This window comes from Flavobacterium sp. 11 (assembly GCF_002754315.1).
Taxonomy (GTDB): domain Bacteria; phylum Bacteroidota; class Bacteroidia; order Flavobacteriales; family Flavobacteriaceae; genus Flavobacterium; species Flavobacterium algoritolerans.
Map to the genome: position 1 here is coordinate 2426353 of NZ_PEFE01000001.1, position 20820 is coordinate 2447172.

General features: G+C 35.8%; 17 protein-coding genes and 1 tRNA gene. 1 reads left to right on the forward strand and 17 read right to left on the reverse strand.

Going from position 1 to position 20820, the window contains the following annotated elements; all coding sequences use genetic code 11:
* Positions 1 to 57: 57 nt before the first annotated feature.
* The 15 genes from CLV00_RS10510 to CLV00_RS10580 all read right to left on the reverse strand — a co-directional run bounded on the left by CLV00_RS10510 (position 58) and on the right by CLV00_RS10580 (position 17998).
* Positions 58 to 1977 (reverse strand): metallophosphoesterase, encoded by a 1920-nt coding sequence (locus CLV00_RS10510; RefSeq protein WP_099715161.1) that lies wholly within the window; start codon positions 1975 to 1977, stop codon positions 58 to 60.
* Positions 1978 to 2331: 354 nt separating this feature from the next.
* Positions 2332 to 3750 (reverse strand): TolC family protein, encoded by a 1419-nt coding sequence (locus CLV00_RS10515; protein ID WP_099715162.1) that lies wholly within the window; start codon positions 3748 to 3750, stop codon positions 2332 to 2334.
* A 130-nt stretch (positions 3751 to 3880) separates the two neighbouring features.
* Positions 3881 to 7045 carry an efflux RND transporter permease subunit gene (locus tag CLV00_RS10520; protein ID WP_099715163.1) on the reverse strand — a complete coding sequence of 1055 codons (3165 nt, stop codon included), beginning with the start codon at positions 7043 to 7045 and terminating at the stop codon, positions 3881 to 3883.
* 12 nt (positions 7046 to 7057) lie between these two features.
* A complete protein-coding gene (locus CLV00_RS10525) occupies positions 7058 to 8197 on the reverse strand; it encodes an efflux RND transporter periplasmic adaptor subunit (RefSeq protein ID WP_099716310.1) in 1140 nt (379 codons plus the stop codon).
* A gap of 216 nt (positions 8198 to 8413) precedes the next feature.
* Complete coding sequence (locus CLV00_RS10530; RefSeq protein ID WP_099715164.1) at positions 8414 to 8992, reverse strand: TetR/AcrR family transcriptional regulator; 579 nt, start codon at positions 8990 to 8992, stop codon at positions 8414 to 8416.
* A gap of 232 nt (positions 8993 to 9224) precedes the next feature.
* Complete coding sequence (locus tag CLV00_RS10535; protein ID WP_099715165.1) at positions 9225 to 9707, reverse strand: cupin domain-containing protein; 483 nt, start codon at positions 9705 to 9707, stop codon at positions 9225 to 9227.
* Between the two features lie 11 nt (positions 9708 to 9718).
* Entirely contained in the window at positions 9719 to 10780 is a 1062-nt protein-coding gene (locus CLV00_RS10540) for an alpha/beta hydrolase (RefSeq protein WP_099715166.1), read from the reverse strand.
* 12 nt (positions 10781 to 10792) lie between these two features.
* Positions 10793 to 11539 carry a carboxymuconolactone decarboxylase family protein gene (locus CLV00_RS10545; protein WP_099715167.1) on the reverse strand — a complete coding sequence of 249 codons (747 nt, stop codon included), beginning with the start codon at positions 11537 to 11539 and terminating at the stop codon, positions 10793 to 10795.
* A 31-nt stretch (positions 11540 to 11570) separates the two neighbouring features.
* A complete protein-coding gene (locus CLV00_RS10550; protein WP_099715168.1) occupies positions 11571 to 12173 on the reverse strand; it encodes a flavodoxin in 603 nt (200 codons plus the stop codon).
* A gap of 69 nt (positions 12174 to 12242) precedes the next feature.
* A complete protein-coding gene (locus CLV00_RS10555; RefSeq protein ID WP_233206884.1) occupies positions 12243 to 13325 on the reverse strand; it encodes an alpha/beta fold hydrolase in 1083 nt (360 codons plus the stop codon).
* Positions 13326 to 13359: 34 nt separating this feature from the next.
* Positions 13360 to 14967, reverse strand: a complete 1608-nt coding sequence (locus tag CLV00_RS10560; protein ID WP_099715169.1) for a carboxylesterase/lipase family protein — start codon at positions 14965 to 14967, stop codon at positions 13360 to 13362.
* A 10-nt stretch (positions 14968 to 14977) separates the two neighbouring features.
* Positions 14978 to 15424 carry a nuclear transport factor 2 family protein gene (locus CLV00_RS10565; RefSeq protein ID WP_099715170.1) on the reverse strand — a complete coding sequence of 149 codons (447 nt, stop codon included), beginning with the start codon at positions 15422 to 15424 and terminating at the stop codon, positions 14978 to 14980.
* A gap of 40 nt (positions 15425 to 15464) precedes the next feature.
* Positions 15465 to 15944, reverse strand: coding sequence for a nuclear transport factor 2 family protein (locus tag CLV00_RS10570; protein ID WP_099715171.1), 480 nt, complete (start codon positions 15942 to 15944; stop codon positions 15465 to 15467).
* A gap of 40 nt (positions 15945 to 15984) precedes the next feature.
* Positions 15985 to 17136, reverse strand: coding sequence for an aldo/keto reductase (locus CLV00_RS10575; protein ID WP_099715172.1), 1152 nt, complete (start codon positions 17134 to 17136; stop codon positions 15985 to 15987).
* 10 nt (positions 17137 to 17146) lie between these two features.
* The gene (locus CLV00_RS10580; RefSeq protein ID WP_099715173.1) at positions 17147 to 17998 is read right to left on the reverse strand and encodes an aldo/keto reductase; all 852 of its coding nucleotides are present in this window, start codon (positions 17996 to 17998) and stop codon (positions 17147 to 17149) included.
* Between the two features lie 196 nt (positions 17999 to 18194).
* Here CLV00_RS10580 and CLV00_RS10585 point away from each other — a divergent pair, with 196 nt between their 5' ends.
* A complete protein-coding gene (locus CLV00_RS10585; protein ID WP_099715174.1) occupies positions 18195 to 19106 on the forward strand; it encodes an AraC family transcriptional regulator in 912 nt (303 codons plus the stop codon).
* 321 nt (positions 19107 to 19427) lie between these two features.
* Here CLV00_RS10585 and CLV00_RS10590 read toward each other — a convergent pair.
* Both CLV00_RS10590 and ribB read right to left on the reverse strand, forming a co-directional pair.
* Positions 19428 to 19515: transfer RNA gene (locus CLV00_RS10590), tRNA-Ser, on the reverse strand.
* A 167-nt stretch (positions 19516 to 19682) separates the two neighbouring features.
* On the reverse strand, positions 19683 to 20816 hold the full coding sequence (gene ribB, locus CLV00_RS10595) for a 3,4-dihydroxy-2-butanone-4-phosphate synthase (RefSeq protein WP_099715175.1): 1134 nt from the start codon (positions 20814 to 20816) through the stop codon (positions 19683 to 19685).
* Positions 20817 to 20820: the final 4 nt, after the last annotated feature.

Genomic DNA, 20820 nt, shown 5'->3' on the forward strand with positions numbered 1-20820 from the left:
AAAAAAAGAGGTTTCCTTATTAAGGAGACCTCTTTTTTTATGAAGAACTATTTTCTTTTAATTTTGAATAGCACCTGATTTTAAATCAATAAAAAAATGATCTGCCGGAGCTCCGTTTAAGAACTTATTCAGAATGGTCAGAAGAAGAATTGTATTTTTTGCTGTTTGATTTTCGGGATTTAAATTTCTTTCCTTTTGATGGTCAAGATACGAAGCGATAATAAATTGATATTGTTTTATTCTTTCTTTTCTAATGTCGGCAATAGCCAGTTCATCGGCACTTCGAATGCGATAAAAGTCGGTGATAAGCTCCAAACCAGACCAATCAAAATCACTTTGATTGAACTGATTCTTTTTTAATTGTTGCTTTACTTTCTTTTCTGCCTTTTTCCACTCTTTTTCAAAATCGTTTTTGTGATTTATGATGGTATTATCATCAACTTTAGACTCCATATTAGCGAGTATCAGTAAGTCTTCGCCGGAAACATTCAACATAAAATTCTTAAATAATTCAGGCCAGTCTTCCGGTAAAAAGCGTAACCGAACTAATTCTTTCAAATGAAAATCGGTAAAATCATGGTAGTTTTTTGTTTCTAAAATTGCGGTATTCCAAATGTCTGCTGTGTTCTGACTTTTCAAAAAATCATATTCCATTTTATAAAGATCAAACAATTCATTAAATCGAGGAACTTCATTGATTGCTATGGTTTCTATTTCCATTACCTCATTTTCTTTGATAGTGAGAAGTTTGTAAGCAGGAATATATGCTGCCAGTGATGGGGTCTGAATGTTTACCAATGTGTTTCCGTTATTGGTTTTTCGAACTCCAGTATCATTGATGTGCATGTGTCCTCCAAAATGGATTTTCAATCCGGCATCAGCAAAGGTTTGTGCCACTTCTTCTTTGGGAACACGGTCTAATTGCCATTTTCCTTTACCCATTAATTTTTCAATTTCTGGGGAAGCATCATCATTAAATTCCACCATTGGAAAGTGGCTGAATGCGATTAGGGTTTTACCTCTTTTTTTTGCCTCAGCACTTATTTTCCCAACCCACTTTATCAGGTGTTTTTTATGGGAAAGAACAGTATTGTAACCTAAACTGGCATCAGAATATTCTTTAGAATCTTTTGAATTTTCAGTAGCCTCTTTTTTTGGAATATAAACATTTCCATCAATGGCAAGTAACCAAAGCCCGGGAACGGGTTCTACCACATAACTCACATCAGGCACTGAATATCCTGGTGCTACGGAATACATCCTATTAGTTAATGAAGCGGCTTCTGTTGCTGTTGTATAATTATAAGTATCAAATGAATACGAACTGAAAGGAGTGGACCAGAATGCATTGTTTTCTTTTGGAAAAAAACCAAAATCTTTCAGTTCTGTGGTAATACCGAGATATCCCATTTTGGCAATATCTTGGGTTACTACTATCGTGTTTTCATCGTTGCTTTTGGGTTGGTATAATCCCTTTTTACTGAAAATAGGTTGGCGTTTTCCTCCACTGCCCAAAAAATCATTTTTACCGGATTCCTGAGCAAAAGGTCCGGCAGGATCGTGATTTCCTGTGGTGATAAAGAACTGGATACCGTGTTTTTTAGTATAATCAGTAAGGATTTGCTTTAATCCCCGAATGTGAAGCGGTTGCCCGTCATCACTATAATCACCGGGAAGAGCCACGATTTTTATACCACGTTGTACAATATCGTCCAGAGCTGCGAGAAAAGCAAAATAGTTTTCATTAAAAATCCGTGTAGAATGTAACTGCGATTCCATCGTTCTTAATAAAGTATGCTTTCCGTTCTTAGGATTAATGATTCCTTTGTAGTCGCTGTCTTGTAAGGTTCCATATAAATCCTGAAAATGAACATCTGCCAGAAAAGCAATTTTTAATTCGTCAGGAGGAGATTGTCCTTTTGATATTGATGTAAAAAAGCATAGAAAAAGGGAGAAATAAACAAGTATTCGATTCATTGCAAATTTTAAATTAGTTGTATTTTATGTTTTTCAAAGGGTACAAGGATAGAAAAAAAAGAATACAATTCATTTAAGGGAATGTTATGTGTTTTTTTAAGGGCTCTTTTTTTATTGATTTCGTTTTTAGGCAGCAATAATAGGAAACACTGATGATTTGTTTATTTTATCAATATATTCAGATGAGGTTGTTATGCTGTTTTCCAATAATAGTGTCAAAACGCAATCCACCTGAATAGTAAGGAATAAATTTTTGATTAGTGAGTACTCAAAATAGTAATCTGGAATCTTATGGTGTTATTTTAAAACAGCATCATTTCAAATATAAGAAATGATGCTGTTTTTATAATACTCTTATTTCCAACCTCCGCCTAATGATCGGTACAATTCAATATTTGCGATTAATTGTTCTCGCTTCATATTAGCCAATTCCAATTCACTTTGCAATATATTAGCCTGAGCAGAAAGTACTTCAAGGTATTCTGCCATTCCGTTTTTGAATAATAAATTAGAATTTTTAGTGGCTTGTTGCAACGTTTTTACGCGTTCTTGTAAAAAAGCTTCTTGCAACGCTAATTTCTCGACTTTTACCAAAGCATTTGAGACTTCACTAACAGCCACTAAAACAGCTTGTCTGAAACTCAAAACAGCTTTTTCTCTTTCGGCGACCGCAATATTGTACTGTGTTCTCACTTTTTTATTGTTCAGTAAAGGTTGCGTTAAACCTCCGGCAATAGTTCCGAACAAAGAAGCCGGAATATTGAACCAATTGCTGGTTTCGAATGAATTTAGACCACCTTGCGCTGTAATTTTAAGAGAAGGATACAAGTCGGCTTTTGTGATTCCAACATTTGCATTAGCTACTTTTAAGGCTAATTCCGCGCTTCTTACATCAGGTCTTCTGCTTACTAGTGAAGACGGAATTCCAATAGACGCATTATTTTTTACTTCAATTGAACTCAAAAGAATGCTTCTTTGTTTTGAATTTGGAAATGAGCCTGTCAAAACACTCAACGCATTTTCCTGAATGGCAATATTTTGTTCCAATAAAGGAATCAATTGCGCAGCGTTTAATTTCTGTGCCTCAGATTGTTGAATCGCCAATGAAGTTACCTGACCTGCGTCATATTTTAATTTAATAATCTTGGTTGTACTATCATTAAGTTTCAGGTTTTGTCTGGCAATTTGCAGTTGCGCATCCAACATCAGAAGATTATAATAGCCGCTTGAAACATTGGCTACAATAGTAGTTTGCAACGCTTTTTTTACTTCTTCTGATTGAAGGTATTCCGCAAAAGCGCCTTTTTTCTGATTGCGAATTTTACCCCAGATGTCTGCTTCCCATGAAAGAGAAATTCCCGCAGAATAATCATCGATATGGTTTTGACCTAAAGCCTGACTTAAATTCTTTCCGGTAAAACTATTGTCTGATGGATTGCTGGTACTTGCATTCACAAATAAATTGGCCTGAGGGACATTTCCCCATTTCGATTGTGTGAACCTGAATTGTGCAATTTCAATATTTTTAGTCGCGATTTGCAAATTGTTGTTTCTGGTAATAGCGCTGTCAATCAATTGGATAATATCTTTTTCTGTGAAGAAATTTTTCCACTCCAAGTCACCAATACTTGTAGTATCAGTTGAAACCGATACATTCCTGAAATTCTCAGGAAATGCATCTTTTGGGGTTTCTATATTCTTCGAAACGTTACAGGATATTATTGTGGTGATCATAATAACGACCATCACGATTTTGGTTATATATTTTTTCATTTTATATGTTGTCATTAAATTTCTGTACAAGTATCTTTTCTGGTTTCGAGATCTTTCGAAACTTTGTAGGATATGTATCCGATGCCAATGAGAACGGTCACCAGAATTGTCGTTATATAATTTTCCATTTTTATTTTTCTTCGTTATGAATTACGGCTACTGGTTTCCCAGAAACCTTTTCTTGTAAATGTTGGAATACGATGAATAAAACCGGGATGATTAACAACCCCAGAATTACTCCTGAAATCATACCTCCGGCGGCACCAATACTGATGGAGTGATTACCTTGTGCAGATGGCCCTTTGGCACTCATCATCGGGATTAATCCCACAACAAAAGCCAGTGATGTCATGATAATTGGTCGTAAACGTAGTTTTGCTGCATCGATTGACGCTTTGACTAATGCCTGCCCGGATTTTCGTTTTTGGACGGCAAACTCTACAATCAAGATGGCATTTTTGGCGAGAAGCCCAATTAACATTACCAATGCAACTTGTACATAAATGTTGTTTTCGATTCCTGTTAATCCAATGGCTACAAATACTCCAAATATACCTGCGGGTATGGATAAGATTACGGCCAATGGCAAAATGTAACTTTCGTACTGTGCAGCAAGTAGGAAATAAATGAATATCAGACACAGTAAGAAAATAGTTGCTGATTGACCTCCGGAAGAAATTTCCTCACGGGTTTGTCCTGAGAATTCATAGCTGTAACCTGCTGGCAATTGCTGTGCTGCCACTTCTTCAATGGCTTTTATGGCGTCTCCGGAACTAAATCCAGGTTTCGGAATTGCATTAATCGAAATGGAGTTGAATAAATTGTATCTCGAGGCAGTTTCAGAACCATAAATACGAGTCAGTTTTACTAAAGTATTTATTGGCACCATTTCTCCATTTTTGTTTTTCACAAAAACTCGGTCTATGGCAGAAGGATCTGCTCTGTCATCAACATCAGCCTGAACAACCACTCTGTAATATTTACCAAATCGGTTAAAGTCAGATGCTTGTGCTGAACCGAAATACGCTTGCATCGTTTGCAAAATATCTTTGACTTTTACACCTAATTGATCTGCTTTTGCATCATTAATATCCAATTGTAATTGAGGATAATCTGCTTTGAAACTCGTAAATGCTACAGCAATTTCAGGGCGTTTCATCAATTCTCCAATGAAGTTTTGAGAGATACCACTAAACTTATCCAGTTTACCACCGGTTTTATCCTGCAACACTAAGTCTAAAGCTTCTACGTTACTAAATCCCGGAACGGTTGGGAAACTAAATACGAAGAAACTACCTCCTGAAATCGCACCTAATTTGCCACGAACCTGATTCATTATTTCATCAATATTTTTAACATCGCCACGTTCGTCATTTGGTTTAAGCAATACAAAAACAACTGCAGAAGATGGACTTGTAGAATTTGTCAATAAGTTGAAACCTGAAATCGCAGTAACGTCTCTTGATGCATCTAATTTGCTTAGTATATTTTCAGCTTCAGTCATTACTTTTTGGGTTCCGTCTAAAGAGGTTCCAGAAGGAGTATTTACCGCAATGGCAATAAAGCCTTGATCTTCTGTTGGGATAAATCCTGAAGGAGTCGTTTTTACCATAACAATTGTAGCAAAAGTAATTAAAGCCAATCCGCCTAAGCTTACCCATTTGTTACGAATCAAGAATTTCAATCCACCAACATAACGGTTGGTAAGAGAGTTGAAACTATTGTTGAATCCGATAAAAAATTTCTCTTTAAAACCTTGTTTAGCATATGGCTTATTTCCTTCTTCACCTGTATGATTATCTTTTAAGAATAAAGCCGCAAGAGCAGGACTTAACGTTAAAGCGTTTACTGCCGAAATTACAATTGCAATCGCCATCGTAAAAGCAAACTGTCGATAGAAAACCCCTGTTGATCCTTCCATAAAACCAACCGGCAAGAATACCGCCGCCATTACCAATGTAATCGAAATAATCGCACCGGTAATTTCGTGCATAGCTTCATGTGTTGCAATTTTTGGAGACAAATGTTTATGTTCCATTTTAGCATGCACGGCTTCGACCACCACAATCGCATCATCGACGACAATACCAATCGCTAAGATTAAAGCGAATAATGTCAATAAGTTAATCGAAAATCCGAATAACTGCATGAAGAAGAACGTACCTAGAATGGCCACAGGAACTGCAATTGCCGGAATTAAAGTCGATCTGAAATCCTGCAAGAAGATAAATACAACGATAAATACTAATATAAACGCTTCTATCAAAGTTTGTTTTACCTGATCGATAGATTGATCTAACGAAACCTTTGTGCTATAGAAAATATTGTGTTTTATGCCTGGAGGAAAATCTTTTGAGGCTTTCACAATTAGCTTATTAATTGCAACTTGAATGTCATTTGAGTTAGAACCCGCCAACTGAATAACACCAATTACAATTCCCTTTTTTCCGTTTAAACGCGTTAAGCTGTTATAAGAATAGGAACCAAGTTCTACTCTGGCAACATCTTTTAAGCGCAGGACAGAACCATCTGCATTCGAACGAATGGCAATATTTTGATAATCTTCTGGTTTAGTAAGTTTCCCTTTATATTTAATTACATATTCAAAAACCTCTTTACTTCTTTCACCAAATTTACCTGGAGCAGCTTCTAAACTTTTGTCCTGAATAGCTGCCATTACTTCATTTGGTGTAACCTGATAGGTTGACATTTGAGTTGGATTTAACCAAACTCTCATCGAATAATCTTTGACTCCACCAAAAATACTGGCAGATCCTACACCCGGAATACGTTTGATTTCAGGAATAATATTAATTTGAGCATAATTGGCAACAAAAGTCTGATCGTATTTTGACTCATCATCGGTATACATACCAATCGCCATGATGAAACTGTTTTGTTGTTTTGCAGTGGTTACACCTTGCTGAACAACTTCTGCCGGCAACTGACTTGTAGCTTGTGCCACCCTGTTTTGAACGTTTACAGCTGCCTGATCAGCATCAGTACCAAGTTTAAAGAAAACAGTAATAGCAAGAGTACCATCATTACTGGCTGTTGAGCTCATGTACGTCATGTTTTCAACACCGTTTATAGATTCTTCCAGAGAAGGGGCAACAGAACGCAAAACTGTTTCTGCATTAGCTCCAGGATAAACTGCCGTCACTAAAACCGATGGTGGTGCAATATCTGGAAACTGTTGTAAAGGCAACTTCGTCAGACCAAGTATACCTAATATCACCAATAAAATGGAAATAACAGTTGCCAGTACGGGTCTTTGTATAAATATTTTGAACATTTTTTATATAAATTATTTTTTGTTAATTATTTGGGCAACTTTAGCCGTTGTTTTTTCTGGTTGAATTACCTGTCCTTCCTGAAGTTTGTCGATACCGCTTAATACAATTTGGTCTCCAGATTTTACACCGTCTTTGATAAGATAGTCAGTACCACTTTTACCAATAATTGTGATAGGCATTTTGTTAACCTTGTTTGCTTTGTTTAGTGTAAAAACGAATATTTTATCCTGCATTTCTACTGTGGCCGATTGTGGAACCAAAATGGCATCATTGTGTTGGATTCCCAAACGAATTTTCCCTGTATTTCCTGAACGTAGCGTTCCGCCTGCATTGGGAAAAGTTGCTCTAAGTGTGATTGCCCCTGTGTTTTTATCAAATTGTCCGTCGACCATATCGATTTTACCTAATTGCGGGTAATCCGAATTATCAGCAAGAATTAAAGTAACCGGAGGAATTTTTTTGATTTTATCGCCAAGGGTATTTCCTGTATAAAGCGATTTGAATTTGATAAAATCGGTTTCACCTAATGAGAAATAAGCATACACTTCATGCACATCTGATAAGCTGGTTAACGGCTCAACATCAGTTGAGGCAACTAAACTTCCTTGTTTTTTAGGCAATCTTCCAATATAACCGCTAACAGGAGCTGTAACATTTGTATATCCTAAATTAATTCTAGCGGAACCTACCATTGCTTTTGCTTGTTCGATATTGGCAGCTGCTATTTTTTGCGAAGCTTTAGCCGTTTTCAACTGATAGTCCGAAACTACTTTGTTCTGAACCAAAGGCATCAATTTATCGACTTCTAATTGAGCGTTTAAATAAGCCGCTTCTGCCGCGTGAAGATTAGCCAAAGCATTGTTTAATTGCTCACGAAAAGGGCGTTCGTTTATTTTAAAAAGTGTCTGACCTTTGTTAACATAAGTACCTTCGTCTACATATATTCTTTCTAGGTTTCCGGATACTTGCGGGCGAATTTCTACATCTACAGCACCTTGTAGAGCAGCTGGATATTCGGTTTCTGTTGAGGCTGCCTGATAGCTAATACTCATTACAGGAAGAGTAGGAGCTGCAGCAGCAGGCGTTTGTGATTTATCTGCACAGCTGATTATAAACACAGCCATTATGCTTAATAATGTAATTTTTTTCATGATTGAAATTGGATTTAATTGGGTCTTAGGTATTGCAATTGTTTTTGGAATAAACGTTTCAGAATTCATGCTGTTTTTATTTAAAGATTATGGTTTTAGTGTAGCGATAATTCTGGAACAATCGTTTCAGAATCAATGCTGTAGTTTAAAAAAATGCGTATGCTTAATAAATAATGTTATCTGAAATAAACGTTTCAGAATTAGTGTAAAAAAAAATTATTTGAATATATTTTTAATCAGGTATTCTGACATTTTTTTAATTTTTATAGGATTTCTATGGAGAATGTAAGATTGTTTCCAACCTGTAAATGATGTCATAATATACTCAGCCATTAAATCAGCATCTTCAGTATCATCCATTTCCTTATTGTCCATCGCTTTTTGAACCGTTTCAGCTAAAAAATCAATAAAAATATCATTGTTTTTACTCATAAGGTTGCGAACTTCAAGGTCTTCAGGTGCTAATTCAAAAATAGTTTTAATACCAAGACAACCTTTTTCACAATCTACTATCCAGGATGCTTTATCATTAATAATGTTGATAAGAGCTTGCTTTGCAGATTTTTCTTTGGCCACTTTTTGCTTTACTTCACACATTGCTGTATCAAAATAATTGCTGATGCATTTCATAAATAATTGATGCTTGTCACCAATTGTATTATATAAACTACTTCTATTGATCTGCATTGCATCCACGAGGTCTTGCATTGAAGTAGCATTATATCCTTTTTCCCAAAAGACATTCATTGCTTTTTCAATTTTTTCAACTTCGTTAAATTCTACGCAGCGAGCCATTAAGTTTTAATTTAAAGTGCAAATATATAATTTTTTTTGGAACAAGCGTTTCAGAATGCAATTTTATTTTTAATTTCAGTTCTATTTAGTTTTATAAAGCGTAAAAATATTTATTTACTATAGGTTTATGGGATTATTATTTAGCTTATCAGTCGGCTGAAACCGCGCGTAATATAGCATTGAAAAGCATATTTCGAAAAAAAATTTCTTTTCTGTTTCTATTTATTTAAATTTATTTGTACTCTTCATCAGTTACAGCCTCTAACCAAACAGGCACGCCGTTTTGAGTATTTGTTATTGCGACTTGAACAAAATAAGTGTCAACACTGGCACCGTGCCAATGTTGAATATTAGGTGGACATTTGATTACATCTCCTTTACGAAGTATTTTTTTAGGTTGCCCTTTTTCCTGATAATATCCAACTCCATCAATTACCAGCAAAATTTGTCCGCCAGGATGAAGATGCCATTTTGTTCTTGCTCCAGGTTCAAAGGTCACATTTCCTACTGAGGTTGGATTAAGACTATCAGCAGCTATCAGCATTTGTAAATAAGCTGTACCTGTAAAATTAGTATTGGTAATTTTTTCTCCTTTGCCGAAAAGGATTGATTTTTGTGATGCTGTTTCTGTTGAAAGTATTGCTTTTTTTTGTGCTTTACAAGAAAAAGCGAATACTCCAAAAAGAAGTAGTCCTGCAATATTTTTAAGTTTCATCCTTTTAAATTTTAAAGATTGGTTTGATAAAAATTACCCAATTTATTTACCGCTTGCAATACATAATCGGGTTTCCAATAGGTTTCTATATGAGTAGCGCCATTAATAAGAAATAGTTCTTTGTTTTTTGCATTGGTAGCTTTGTTAAAAGCATCATCAGTCATATAAAAAGTATCGGCTTTACTACCCGCTATCATTAATAATGGTTGGTTTATCAAGTCCATATTGGTACTGGCATCAAACGTCATTAAATCCATCAGACTACTCTTTGTGTATTTAAATGTAGAATTTGGATGAGCATGTGTTTTACCGTAATACTCAAATCCTTCACGATATAAATCAAACGGTAGTGCTGCTATTTGTTTATCAGTGAGTTGCGTGTCGCCTACATACATAATTGTACCGCCTGCTGCTTCTTGGGCACGGGCATCAGAAGCTTCTTTTAATCGTTGCTGAATTGTTGAAAATTGTGAGTTCATAAAACCGTTACGCCTTACTACTCCTGAATTGAACATGCTTACTGTCGCTATTGCTTTAAATCTTTTGTCTGATTGGGCTGCCTTTAAAGAATAACCGCCTCCACCACAAATTCCTAATAATCCAAGTCTTGAAGTATCAACTCCTTTATATTGTGAAATAAAATCAGCCATTGCGTGTACGTCTTCAATTCGGTTTGCAGGTTTATCCACATTACGAGGCTCTCCACCGCTACCTCCTTGGTATGCAGCATCTGCCGTGATAGTGATATAGCCCTGTTCAGCTAATCGTTGTGCATATAATCCTGCCACTTGTTCTTTTACACCACCATTAGGATGGGCAATAACTACCGTAGGATATTTTTTTGAAGCATCGTAGTTGGCAGGAGTGTAGACATTAGCTACTATTGTAATCTCTTTAATTGTATAAGTAACAGGATAAATGTTTACTTTTCCCTTTACATTTTCGGTAATTGCTCCCTCATATACAAGAGTGTATGGGTTTTGCTTTTTTTCCTTTTGGGTAATTTGAGCACTTGACATCTGTACGGTTACTATTGAAATTGCTATTGTGATTATTAATGCTATTTTTTTCATTTTTTTTCTTTATTAATTATTTTTCTGTCTACTTTTCAACACTTCGTTTACTGTTTCTTTTGCTGCTTTAGTTTTCTTTCTTCCAATGATTGGTTGGATTACGCCTATAAATTCTTTCAATTGTTCAGGTGATATACCTACATTGAGAGAAATTGACAAATGGCCCTTTAGCATGGGTTCAGCATCACCAATTGAACTTATAACAGAAATTGTAACCAATTCTCTTTGAGAGTAGGTTAAAACATCTCTTTCAAAAATATCGGAAAACAAATGTTCTTTTAAAAAGGTATCTATTACCGGTGCAAAAGCTGAATATCCTGTAAGCGTATTCGGTTGTTGTGTTTTGGTAAGTTGTTCTAAAATGGTTTTGCCTCGTTGGTATTTATTGCCATCTTCTTTGATTGGAGAAGCTTCTTTGCCAGATTCATCGTTAATCCCTTTTGTTTTTCGTTCGTTAAGTACTTCCATAAAAGTTTGCAATCCTCTGATACTTCTCGGAAAACCGCAATAGGCATAGGTATGAATCAATATTTCTTTTACTTCATTGACGGTAAGTCCCGCTTCAAGACCTTTGTTTAACTCTGATTTTAGAGTGACTAAATCGCCTTTAGCTGTAAGTGACGCAATGGTAATAATGCTTTTTTCTTTTGCGCTTAAATTACTTTCGGTAGCTGTCAACTGTTTTGCTTTAACGTCATTAGGAGACAATGTAATGCATACAATCATGACTATTAAACTGAAAATTTTAAAATCCTTCATCTTTATTTTATTTACTGTTATTTCAAATATTTCAATTCTTCAGAATCCCTATTTTCTTTAACCATGTTTGTATTTCTTTTTCGGCTTCAATTTTCTTTTCACCTTCCATTACAAATAAAATTCCATCTCTTTCTTTACCTCCTTGAATGGAAAATCCTTCCAATATTTTGCATTCAGTGCATAGCTCTTTAATCTTATCAAAACTGCTTCCAATACCATAACCAGCATTGGTGTTAAACGGAATAATAGTTTTACCTTTTAAATTGTATTGACTTAAAAAACTTTTCATTGGCGGCGGTAATTGCATTCCCCAAGTTGGAAAACCTATAAAGACAGTATCATACTTTTCAATACTGTCAATTTTGGTTTTTAGCGGAGGTAAAAAACCAGTTTCATTTTCCTTGGCGACTTGATCAACAATTGCTTTGTAATTTTCAGGGTAGGGATTTTGAAGTTCTAGTTCAACTAATTTGCCTCCTGTTTGTTTATGAATGATTTGGGCAACTGTTTTCGTGTTCTTTGTTCGAGTCAGATAGACAATTAGAATACTATTTGTATTCAAAACATCTTTTTCTTGCTTAACAGTACTTTGTGCTTTGGAACAGCTCGAAAATAAACTAGCTGTTATTATCATTATTAAACAATATGTGGTTACTATTTTCAATTGAATTATTATTTAGGATTATATATCGGCTGTATTTAATTAATCCAATTTTTTGCTTTTTAACCATTTACTCATTAAATCAGCTACTTGTATATTATTTAAATCTGAAAACGGGAAGTGTGTATTTCCTTTGAGACCTGCCTCAGGAAGATGTACTACGGTTACATCACCACCGTATTTGTTTACTACATCTCGCCATAATCTCGCCATCTGTAGTCGTACTCTCCATCCGTCTGCCCCAGGATTGTTGGAGAGGCTTTCAGGAATATTATCACCATAATAAATGACAATCGGTATTTTAGTAAGTTTCATGAATTCTTTCATAGGAATCGAACTTGCTTCCAGTGAACCTGCCGAACTCGTTAAAGGGGATGGCACTTCACCTTCAGGAAATAAGAATCCACTACCGGGTTCGTAAGACACTATAGCTTTTACGTTTTGATTTTTTACAGCTGTAATCCATCCCATACCACCAGAATGGGAATGTGTAACCAAAATTGCAGCACCAATTTTGTTGAATAACGCTGAAACCGCATCCGAATTCACATTACTATCAATAGTACCAATGTTTGGAACCATCGAGCGAAAATATTGATTGAGTGTATTGGAATCTTTAGCAAATTGAACGCCTTCAAAATAATTGGGCCATACACCTACACGGAAGACATCAAACCATTGTTGTTCATCTGGAGTTGGATTAATCGTAGCTGCTACAGTACTTCTACCCGCATTTCCTCTTCTTGGTTGATCAATCACATAAACAGGAAAGTTTCTGCGTAGAAAAATATTTTGATACCCTTCTCGTCCGTCGGGCGTGCTTTCCCATGTTTTAGAAAACTGACCTATGCCGTGCCACATCACCAAGGGATATTTGCGCGCCTTTACAGGAATTTGATAAAAAACATAGGCGTGATCTCCACGAAACGTTTGTCCTTCAGGAGTAGGTTTGTACGGATCGAATGTGCCAGGATTGGTAATGATAGTTCCTCCAACAGCAAAACTTCCTTGCTCTTCAATTAGTAACGGTTTTAGTCTTGTGCTTTTTTGTGCGTAAAATGATGAATGGATCATCAATAACAAACAAAGTATGCTCCACAATTGAATTACTTTCTTTTTCATCATAATTTATATTTTTAAGCTTATAATCTACTTCTTTTTATTTAGTACTCTCAAATGCTTTTTCTATCACATCTAGTCTAGCTTTTCTATGATCGAAAAAATTACTTACCGACCCATCTTGCCTAAACTCAAAAACCTCATTTTTATTACTATCATATTCCGGCCAAAGCGGTAGTCCTTTTCCATTTGGATTACCCGTTTTAGCAAAGTTAACCCAATAGGCATTCATTATTTTACCGACTTCTTTATCTTTTGCAGTAAAAGTAATGCCATTTCTTTTCACAAGATTATCAAATACATAAGCAATCTCAGAGGCATGAGAGGCACCATATCGCATCCAATCTTTCATCGAGACAGGTACATAAGAGAAGAGATATAAATAGGCAGGTATCGATTTAGAAGTAAATGCTCTGGCAGTGAATCGGGCAGGCTCCGCCCAAACTTTATCGGTATTCACAAAGGCTAACATCTGAGCAAAATCAGTATTACCATCAGCATCGTAGGCTTCAGTTGCTTTCTTTTTATAGTTGCCAAACAATGATAATAATTCCTCCTTTGACTTCGCATTGACAAACCCTGCAGGAACCTCTGCACTATTTGATCCAATAATAATAGGAACCTTTGGTTGTCTGCCTGCCTTATAAGCACTCTCGGCAGTCTCCGTTACCAAACGGCCATCTAGTATCGGTCCTGGATAAGTTGTAGGACCACCTTGTCCGGCAGTTTCTTCTCCACCATCAACAATTTCAGCAGCACTTAATGCTCTTAGCTTGTTGAGCGCTTCGTTATTATCACCTTCGATATTGTATCTTTTGGCAAAGTTAAGTCCGATGGTTTCAGCCGATACCGGATAATGAATATCTGCATTTTCTTTGTCAATTGGACGCCCAGTTAGTACACCATCTCGTCCGCCTCCTGATTCAATAATTGCTTTCTTAAATAAGCCTTTTGCTGCGGGTATTGTTAAAAGCGAATGTACAGATACGCCACCGGCGGACTCACCAAAAATGGTTACATTTTTGGAATCACCTCCAAACTCAGCGATATTTTTTTTAACCCACTCTAATGCAGCAATCTGATCCATGTAGCCATAATTGCCTTTATATTCATTTGGGTTTTCTTTACTTAAAGCGGGAAACGCAAAAAAACCAAGACGTCCTAACCGATAATTGAAAGAAACAAGTATGACATCCTGCTTTGCAAATGCTGCTCCTGTAAAGTCATTTCCACCGCCACTGCCACCTACAAATCCGCCTCCGTGAATCCAAACCATAACTGGCAATTTTGATTTTTTTGTTACTGTAGCAGGTGTCCAGATATTGAGAAACAAGCAATCTTCAGCTGAATTTGGTGACATGCCGGCACCACGAGGCCAACTCGCCTGCGGACAATCAGCGCAAAATTTACTTACATCCCGCACTTCCTTCCAAGCAACCACTGGCTGTGGAGACCTCCAACGATTTGCACCCACTGGTGGTGCGGCATAAGGAATACCTCTGAATATGGAGATATCTCCTTCTGTTAGACCGCGAACAGTTCCTGAAGTCGTACGAATTTCCTTTGTAAGACTTTGTGAGACTGGTTGTTGTGCGTTTACGCAAGTAGTACAATAAAATAATGCAATTGCGATTACTATTTTTTTCATTTTTTAAATTTTATTGTCCAGGTGTCATTAGCTTAGTGAACGATAATGAGCCAAGTTTCCAACCATTGTTGTCTTTTATATATACTTCCGTAACCATAAATGGATTGGTAACTTCATTTCCTCCAACTACTGCCAATAGTGTAATTCTGTTTAAAAGTATCGCGGTATTACCAATAATGTTTACTGATACTTCGTGAATATCTGCTTTCTTGTAATGAATTCCTCCACTTTTAATCACATTGATTTCTTGGGTTTTTCCCCAACTTCCGCCCATATGGACAAAGACCGATTTATCATCAAACAAAGGGGTAAGTTTATCGACATTTTTATCGGCCATCCATTCCCATTTTTGTTTTGAAAGTTGAATCACTTCCTGTTCAGCGGCAGTAGCAGTTTGTGCAAAGGACTTGTTTGCCAATAGAATGAGTATCAGTAGTCCGAAAATTGACTTTTTCATAATGCGATTAATTTTTAATTAGTATATTTTTTCTTTTTTTCTATTTCTGAATTTGATGCGTGTCTCGTACACTGCTGAATGTTAAGGCTAAAAGTTTCCAATTCTTCCCTTGTTTTTGATAGACTTCTGTTACCGTAAACTCAGTTGTGACTTCACTTCCTCGTACAACAGCCTGAAGGGTAATTCTGTTCCAAACGATTGCCGTTTTTTCGAAAATTTCTACTGTTGCATCATGAACCTTAGCATTCTTATACCAAATTTTACCCGTTTTAATAATGTCGAGTTCCTCGTCTTTTTTCCACGTACCACTCATATGAACAAATTTTGATTTGTTGTCAAAGAGTGATTCAAGTTTGTCTACATCTTTATCAGCCATCCATAGCCATTTTTGTCTTGACAAGTCCAATAATTCCTGTTCCGTTTTTTGGACGCTTTTAGATTTGATGTTTGGTGTACTTGTTTGTGCATATGACCATTGCATGCTAGTAAAGAATAATAATCCTAATAATAACTTTTTCATTTTAAATAATTTATTTGGTTTAAAATATTCTATTTTCTAATTAATTATTTTTTTTTGACGGTGCTTCCACATCAGAAAAAGCTTGAACAAAGGCAGGTAATCGTTCACCCAAAATTGGAATTGTATCCAATTGTTTATTGAATTCCTTTAATTCATCTGTGGTAAATTTTACATTATCTGCACCTATATTTTCCAGCATGTGGGCCATCTGTGTAGTACCTGGTATTGGAACAATCCAAGGTTTCTGTGCCAATAACCAAGCCAATGAAATTTGGGCAGGAGTAGCCTGTTTTTGTGTCCCCCAGTTTTTTAATAGATGTACTATTTTCAAGTTATTAGGTAAATTCTCTGGTGAGAAACGAGTCTCATTAGCTCGAATATCGCCTTGAGCGAAGTGTGTATCGGTATCAATGGCTCCAGTAAGAAAACCCACACCAAGTGGACTCCAAGGGACGAAACCAATACCGAGTTCCTCACAAAGTGGAATAATTTCTTTTTCTGGGCCACGCCATAGTAAAGAATATTCGTTTTGAATCGCAGTAATAGGATGAATAGCATGTGCTCTCCTTACGGTTTGAGTTCCCGGTTCGGACAATCCGTAATGCAATATTTTACCTTCTTTTATTAAGTCCTGAATAGCTCCAACTACATCTTCAATTGGCACTTGCGGATCAACACGATGTTGATACAATAAATCAATTCGGTCTGTACGAAGTCGTTTCAGCATTCCTTCCACTACAATTTTGATGTGTTCAGGGCGACTGTTTAAGCCAGGTAATCGCTTGCCTGTTTCTTGGTCAATATTCCAACCAAACTTCGTTTCGATGACTATTTTGTCGCGAAAAGATGCTACACCTTCTCCAAGAATTCGTTCCACTTCAAAAGGGCCGTAAGCCTCAGCAGCATCAAATAGCGTAACCCCTTTATCAAAGGCTGTTCGAATGATGTTGAGCATTTCTGGTCGAGAGGGAATTGTAGTCTGATACGTACGACTCATGTTTTGAACCCCGAGACCAATGCTAGAGACTTCAAGTGAAGCGCCAAGTTTTCGCTTGTTAGACAAGGGTTGAAAATTGTCATTTTTTAAATGATTATCTTCTGATTTTATAGATTGAGCTAATGAATCAAAAGGGAGTATAGCACTTCCAGCCAATGCTAATCCTGCGGTTTTTAAAAGACTTCTACGATTCATAATTATTTTTTTATAATTCTATTTTATACTCGCTTAACCATTTTACCATGTCAGGATCTCTGTGGTCAAAAAACAAACTTTCTTTCGTGTCCAGTGTCTGAATCATTTGCATATCATCTGCTGATAATTCAAAATCGAAAATGGTGAAGTTCTCCCTCATTCTTTCTTTTCGTACTGATTTTGGAATAGCAACCACGCCTCTTTGGATTAACCAACGAAGAATAATTTGCGCAATGCTTTTATCATGTTTATTGCCAATTGAAATTAGCAAGTCATTATGGAATATGTTATTTTTTCCTTCTGCAAATGGTCCCCAAGATTGAATTTGTACGTTGTTATTCTGAAGAAATTCTTGAGTACTAATTTGTTGATGAAATGGATGTGTTTCAATTTGGTTAACAGCAGGTGTAAAACCACTATTAGCAATCAAATCCATCATTCTGTCCGGATGAAAATTCGCAACACCAATTGCTCTGATTTTACCTTCAGCATATAATTCTTGCATAGCCCTCCAAGATCCAAAAATATCTCCATAAGGTTGATGAATAAGATATAAATCCAGATAGTCTAGTTGCAACAGGTCTAATGATTTTTGAAAAGCAGCTTTTGTTTTTTCATAACCAGCATCTTGGACCCATACTTTTGTTGTAATAAACAATTCTTCTCTAAGCACACCACTTTTCTTAATGGCATTACCTACGGCAGCTTCATTCCTATACGAAGCCGCTGTATCGATTAAACGATAACCACAATCGATCGCTTCTAATACTACTTTTTCACATTCAGTAGCATCCGGAATTTGGAAAACACCGAATCCTAAAATTGGCATTTCTACTCCGTTGTTTAGTTTTATATTTTGCATGATTTTTTAATTTAAAGTTACTATAAATATTCCTGGCAATTAGGATAACTTATAGTACTCTGCAAATTTCCGACCTGAAAATGAGGTTGTTGGTATATGGATTACTGATTGTTCTACCAATATTACTTATTGGACTTACTATATGATAATTGCTATCTCTAAATACCTAAATTTGTATTATAAAATGAAAATTAGTATGAATAAAATAGTCAAGTTTAATACCATTACTGAATATAATGTATTTAACAATAACAAAACTTTACATCCATTAATAAGTGTTATTGATTTTTCAAAAGCCGACGAAAGATCTTGGGAAGGAGAGAAGACTGTTAGAATTTATTATGGCTTTTATTGCATCTTTTTGAAAGATATAAAATGTGGTGATTTGCGATATGGTTGTAATTACTATGACTACCAGGAAGGCACATTGGTTTTTGTTGCTCCAGGGCAAGTAATGGAAGTAGAAACGGATGGTAAAGTATATCAACCAAAAGGACATGCCTTAGTGTTTCATCCTGATTTGATACATGGCACTTCTCTTTTTAAAAGTATAAATGATTATAATTTTTTCAGTTATAATGCCAACGAAGCTTTGCATTTATCAGAACGCGAAAGACAAGTTGTTTTAGACTCTTTTTCAAAAATTCAGTTAGAATTGCAACTCGGGGTAGATAAGCATAGTAAGAAACTTATAGCTTCAAATATTGAATTGTTTTTAAATTATTGTGAACGGTTTTATGACAGGCAATTTATAACTAGAGAAAATGTTAATAAAGGAATTTTAGAAAAATTTGAAGAGGTGTTAAACAGTTATTTCACAACTGATAAACCCAACACTATCGGATTGCCATCTGTTGCTTATTGTGCGGATGAACTACATTTATCAGCCAACTATTTTGGTGATTTGATAAAAAAGGAAACCGGTAAATCTGCTCAGGAATACATCCAAAATAAAATAATTGATGTTGCAAAAGACAAAATTCTGGTAGACCATTTGACTGTAAACGAAATCGCTTATCAGTTGGGCTTTAAATATCCTCAGCATTTTTCCAGATTGTTTAAACAACGAGTAGGGTATACGCCTAATGAATACAGAAGTTTGAACTAATTAAATTTTTTCGGCTTTTTGTCAATGGAACTCTTTTCAACAGAAAAATTATTTCTTACTGTTTTCATTTTCTCACTCACATTTTTATTCAAGCATTTAATCCTATTTTTATATGCTTGTTACGCTTTTTATACTCCATTATTTTGCTTGTATTTTTAAGTGTGATTGGCATATTTCAGAATTAATTCTTCTGGAAAAAGAGGAGAGGAAAGGGAGAAGTTTTTTTTAGTGTTTTACTGTGTAGAATGAGAATAACTCCGCTGAGACTTTATAGTAGAATGATAAAAACAAAAAACCCGAAACTTTCGTTTCGGGTTATACTGGCGGAGAAAGAGGGATTCGAACCCCCGGACCTGTTACAGTCAACAGTTTTCAAGACTGCCGCATTCGACCGCTCTGCCATTTCTCCAGTATGTCGCTTTCATTATCTGATTGCGAGTGCAAATATAAGAACCTTTTTTGGTTATGCAAATCTATTTTTAGAAAAAAAGCATCTATTTTCAGGGCTAATTTTTAAAGGTTTCATTTTCTTTACTTTAGATGAAACTTATTTTTATAAAATAGTAATGAATGGGGTTAATACTTTACATATTCGGTTATCTCTAGCCCATATCCAATCATTCCTACCCGTTTTGTTCCTTCAGTATTGGATACTAATCTAATTTTTGAGATGTCAATATCATGTAATATTTGCGCTCCGATACCAAAATCTTTGCTGTCAATAACAATTTTAGGCGCTTTCATTTCACCTTGCGCTTGTAATGATTTAAGTTCAGCGATACGATTCAATAAATTTACGGATTGCATGTCCTGATTGATGAAAATAACAGCACCTTTTCCGGCTTCGTTTATTACTTGAAACATATCATCCAGTTGTTGGTCTGCGTTATTGGTCAATGTGCCTAACAAATCATTATTCACCTGTGACGAATTGATTCTGGTTAAAATCGATTCACCCAAATTCCAAGTTCCTTTAGTTAAAGCAATATGTATTTGCTTATTAGTCGTTTGTTGGTATGCTCTTAGTCTAAAAGTACCAAAACGAGTCTCAATGTCAAAATCTTCTTTTTTAACGATCAAACTATCGTGTTGCATTCTATAGGCCACTAAAGCTTCGATGGACACTAATTTCAAATCGAATTTTTTAGCCACTTCTACTAATTGTGGTAAACGAGCCATCGAACCATCTTCGTTCATGATTTCTACAATCACACCTGCTGATTTAAATCCAGCTAATCGAGCAAAATCTATAGCGGCTTCGGTATGTCCTGTTCTTCTTAATACACCACCTTGTTTTGCAATAAGGGGGAATATATGTCCCGGACGTGCTAAATCATGTGGTTTAGTTTTAGAATCAACTAATGATAAAATAGTTTTTGCTCTGTCTCCAGCAGAGATTCCTGTAGTTACTCCATTGCCTCTTAAATCTACCGAAACAGTAAAAGCGGTTTCCATTGGATCCGTATTGTTGCTTACCATTACATGCAATCCCAATTCTTTACAACGGCTTTCTGTCAGTGGAGCGCAAATTAATCCTCTACCGTGTGTTGCCATGAAATTTATCATTTCTGGTGTCACTTTTTCGGCTGCAGCCAAAAAATCTCCTTCATTTTCGCGGTCCTCATCGTCAACAACAATGATTATTTTTCCTTGGCGAATATCTTCTATCGCTTCTTCAATTGTGTTGAGTTGTATGTTATTTGTAACCATTTGT

What these genes read in the sequence shown, in the direction of transcription:
- CLV00_RS10510 (WP_099715161.1), bottom strand. Translation starts at nt 1,977, where the DNA reads ATGAATCGAATACTTGTTTATTTCTCCCTTTTTCTATGCTTTTTTACA.
- CLV00_RS10515 (WP_099715162.1), bottom strand. Translation starts at nt 3,750, where the DNA reads ATGAAAAAATATATAACCAAAATCGTGATGGTCGTTATTATGATCACC.
- CLV00_RS10520 (WP_099715163.1), bottom strand. Translation starts at nt 7,045, where the DNA reads ATGTTCAAAATATTTATACAAAGACCCGTACTGGCAACTGTTATTTCC.
- CLV00_RS10525 (WP_099716310.1), bottom strand. Translation starts at nt 8,197, where the DNA reads ATGAAAAAAATTACATTATTAAGCATAATGGCTGTGTTTATAATCAGC.
- CLV00_RS10530 (WP_099715164.1), bottom strand. Translation starts at nt 8,992, where the DNA reads ATGGCTCGCTGCGTAGAATTTAACGAAGTTGAAAAAATTGAAAAAGCA.
- CLV00_RS10535 (WP_099715165.1), bottom strand. Translation starts at nt 9,707, where the DNA reads ATGAAACTTAAAAATATTGCAGGACTACTTCTTTTTGGAGTATTCGCT.
- CLV00_RS10540 (WP_099715166.1), bottom strand. Translation starts at nt 10,780, where the DNA reads ATGAAAAAAATAGCATTAATAATCACAATAGCAATTTCAATAGTAACC.
- CLV00_RS10545 (WP_099715167.1), bottom strand. Translation starts at nt 11,539, where the DNA reads ATGAAGGATTTTAAAATTTTCAGTTTAATAGTCATGATTGTATGCATT.
- CLV00_RS10550 (WP_099715168.1), bottom strand. Translation starts at nt 12,173, where the DNA reads ATGATAATAACAGCTAGTTTATTTTCGAGCTGTTCCAAAGCACAAAGT.
- CLV00_RS10555 (WP_233206884.1), bottom strand. Translation starts at nt 13,325, where the DNA reads ATGATGAAAAAGAAAGTAATTCAATTGTGGAGCATACTTTGTTTGTTA.
- CLV00_RS10560 (WP_099715169.1), bottom strand. Translation starts at nt 14,967, where the DNA reads ATGAAAAAAATAGTAATCGCAATTGCATTATTTTATTGTACTACTTGC.
- CLV00_RS10565 (WP_099715170.1), bottom strand. Translation starts at nt 15,424, where the DNA reads ATGAAAAAGTCAATTTTCGGACTACTGATACTCATTCTATTGGCAAAC.
- CLV00_RS10570 (WP_099715171.1), bottom strand. Translation starts at nt 15,944, where the DNA reads ATGAAAAAGTTATTATTAGGATTATTATTCTTTACTAGCATGCAATGG.
- CLV00_RS10575 (WP_099715172.1), bottom strand. Translation starts at nt 17,136, where the DNA reads ATGAATCGTAGAAGTCTTTTAAAAACCGCAGGATTAGCATTGGCTGGA.
- CLV00_RS10580 (WP_099715173.1), bottom strand. Translation starts at nt 17,998, where the DNA reads ATGCAAAATATAAAACTAAACAACGGAGTAGAAATGCCAATTTTAGGA.
- CLV00_RS10585 (WP_099715174.1), top strand. Translation starts at nt 18,195, where the DNA reads ATGAATAAAATAGTCAAGTTTAATACCATTACTGAATATAATGTATTT.
- ribB (WP_099715175.1), bottom strand. Translation starts at nt 20,816, where the DNA reads ATGGTTACAAATAACATACAACTCAACACAATTGAAGAAGCGATAGAA.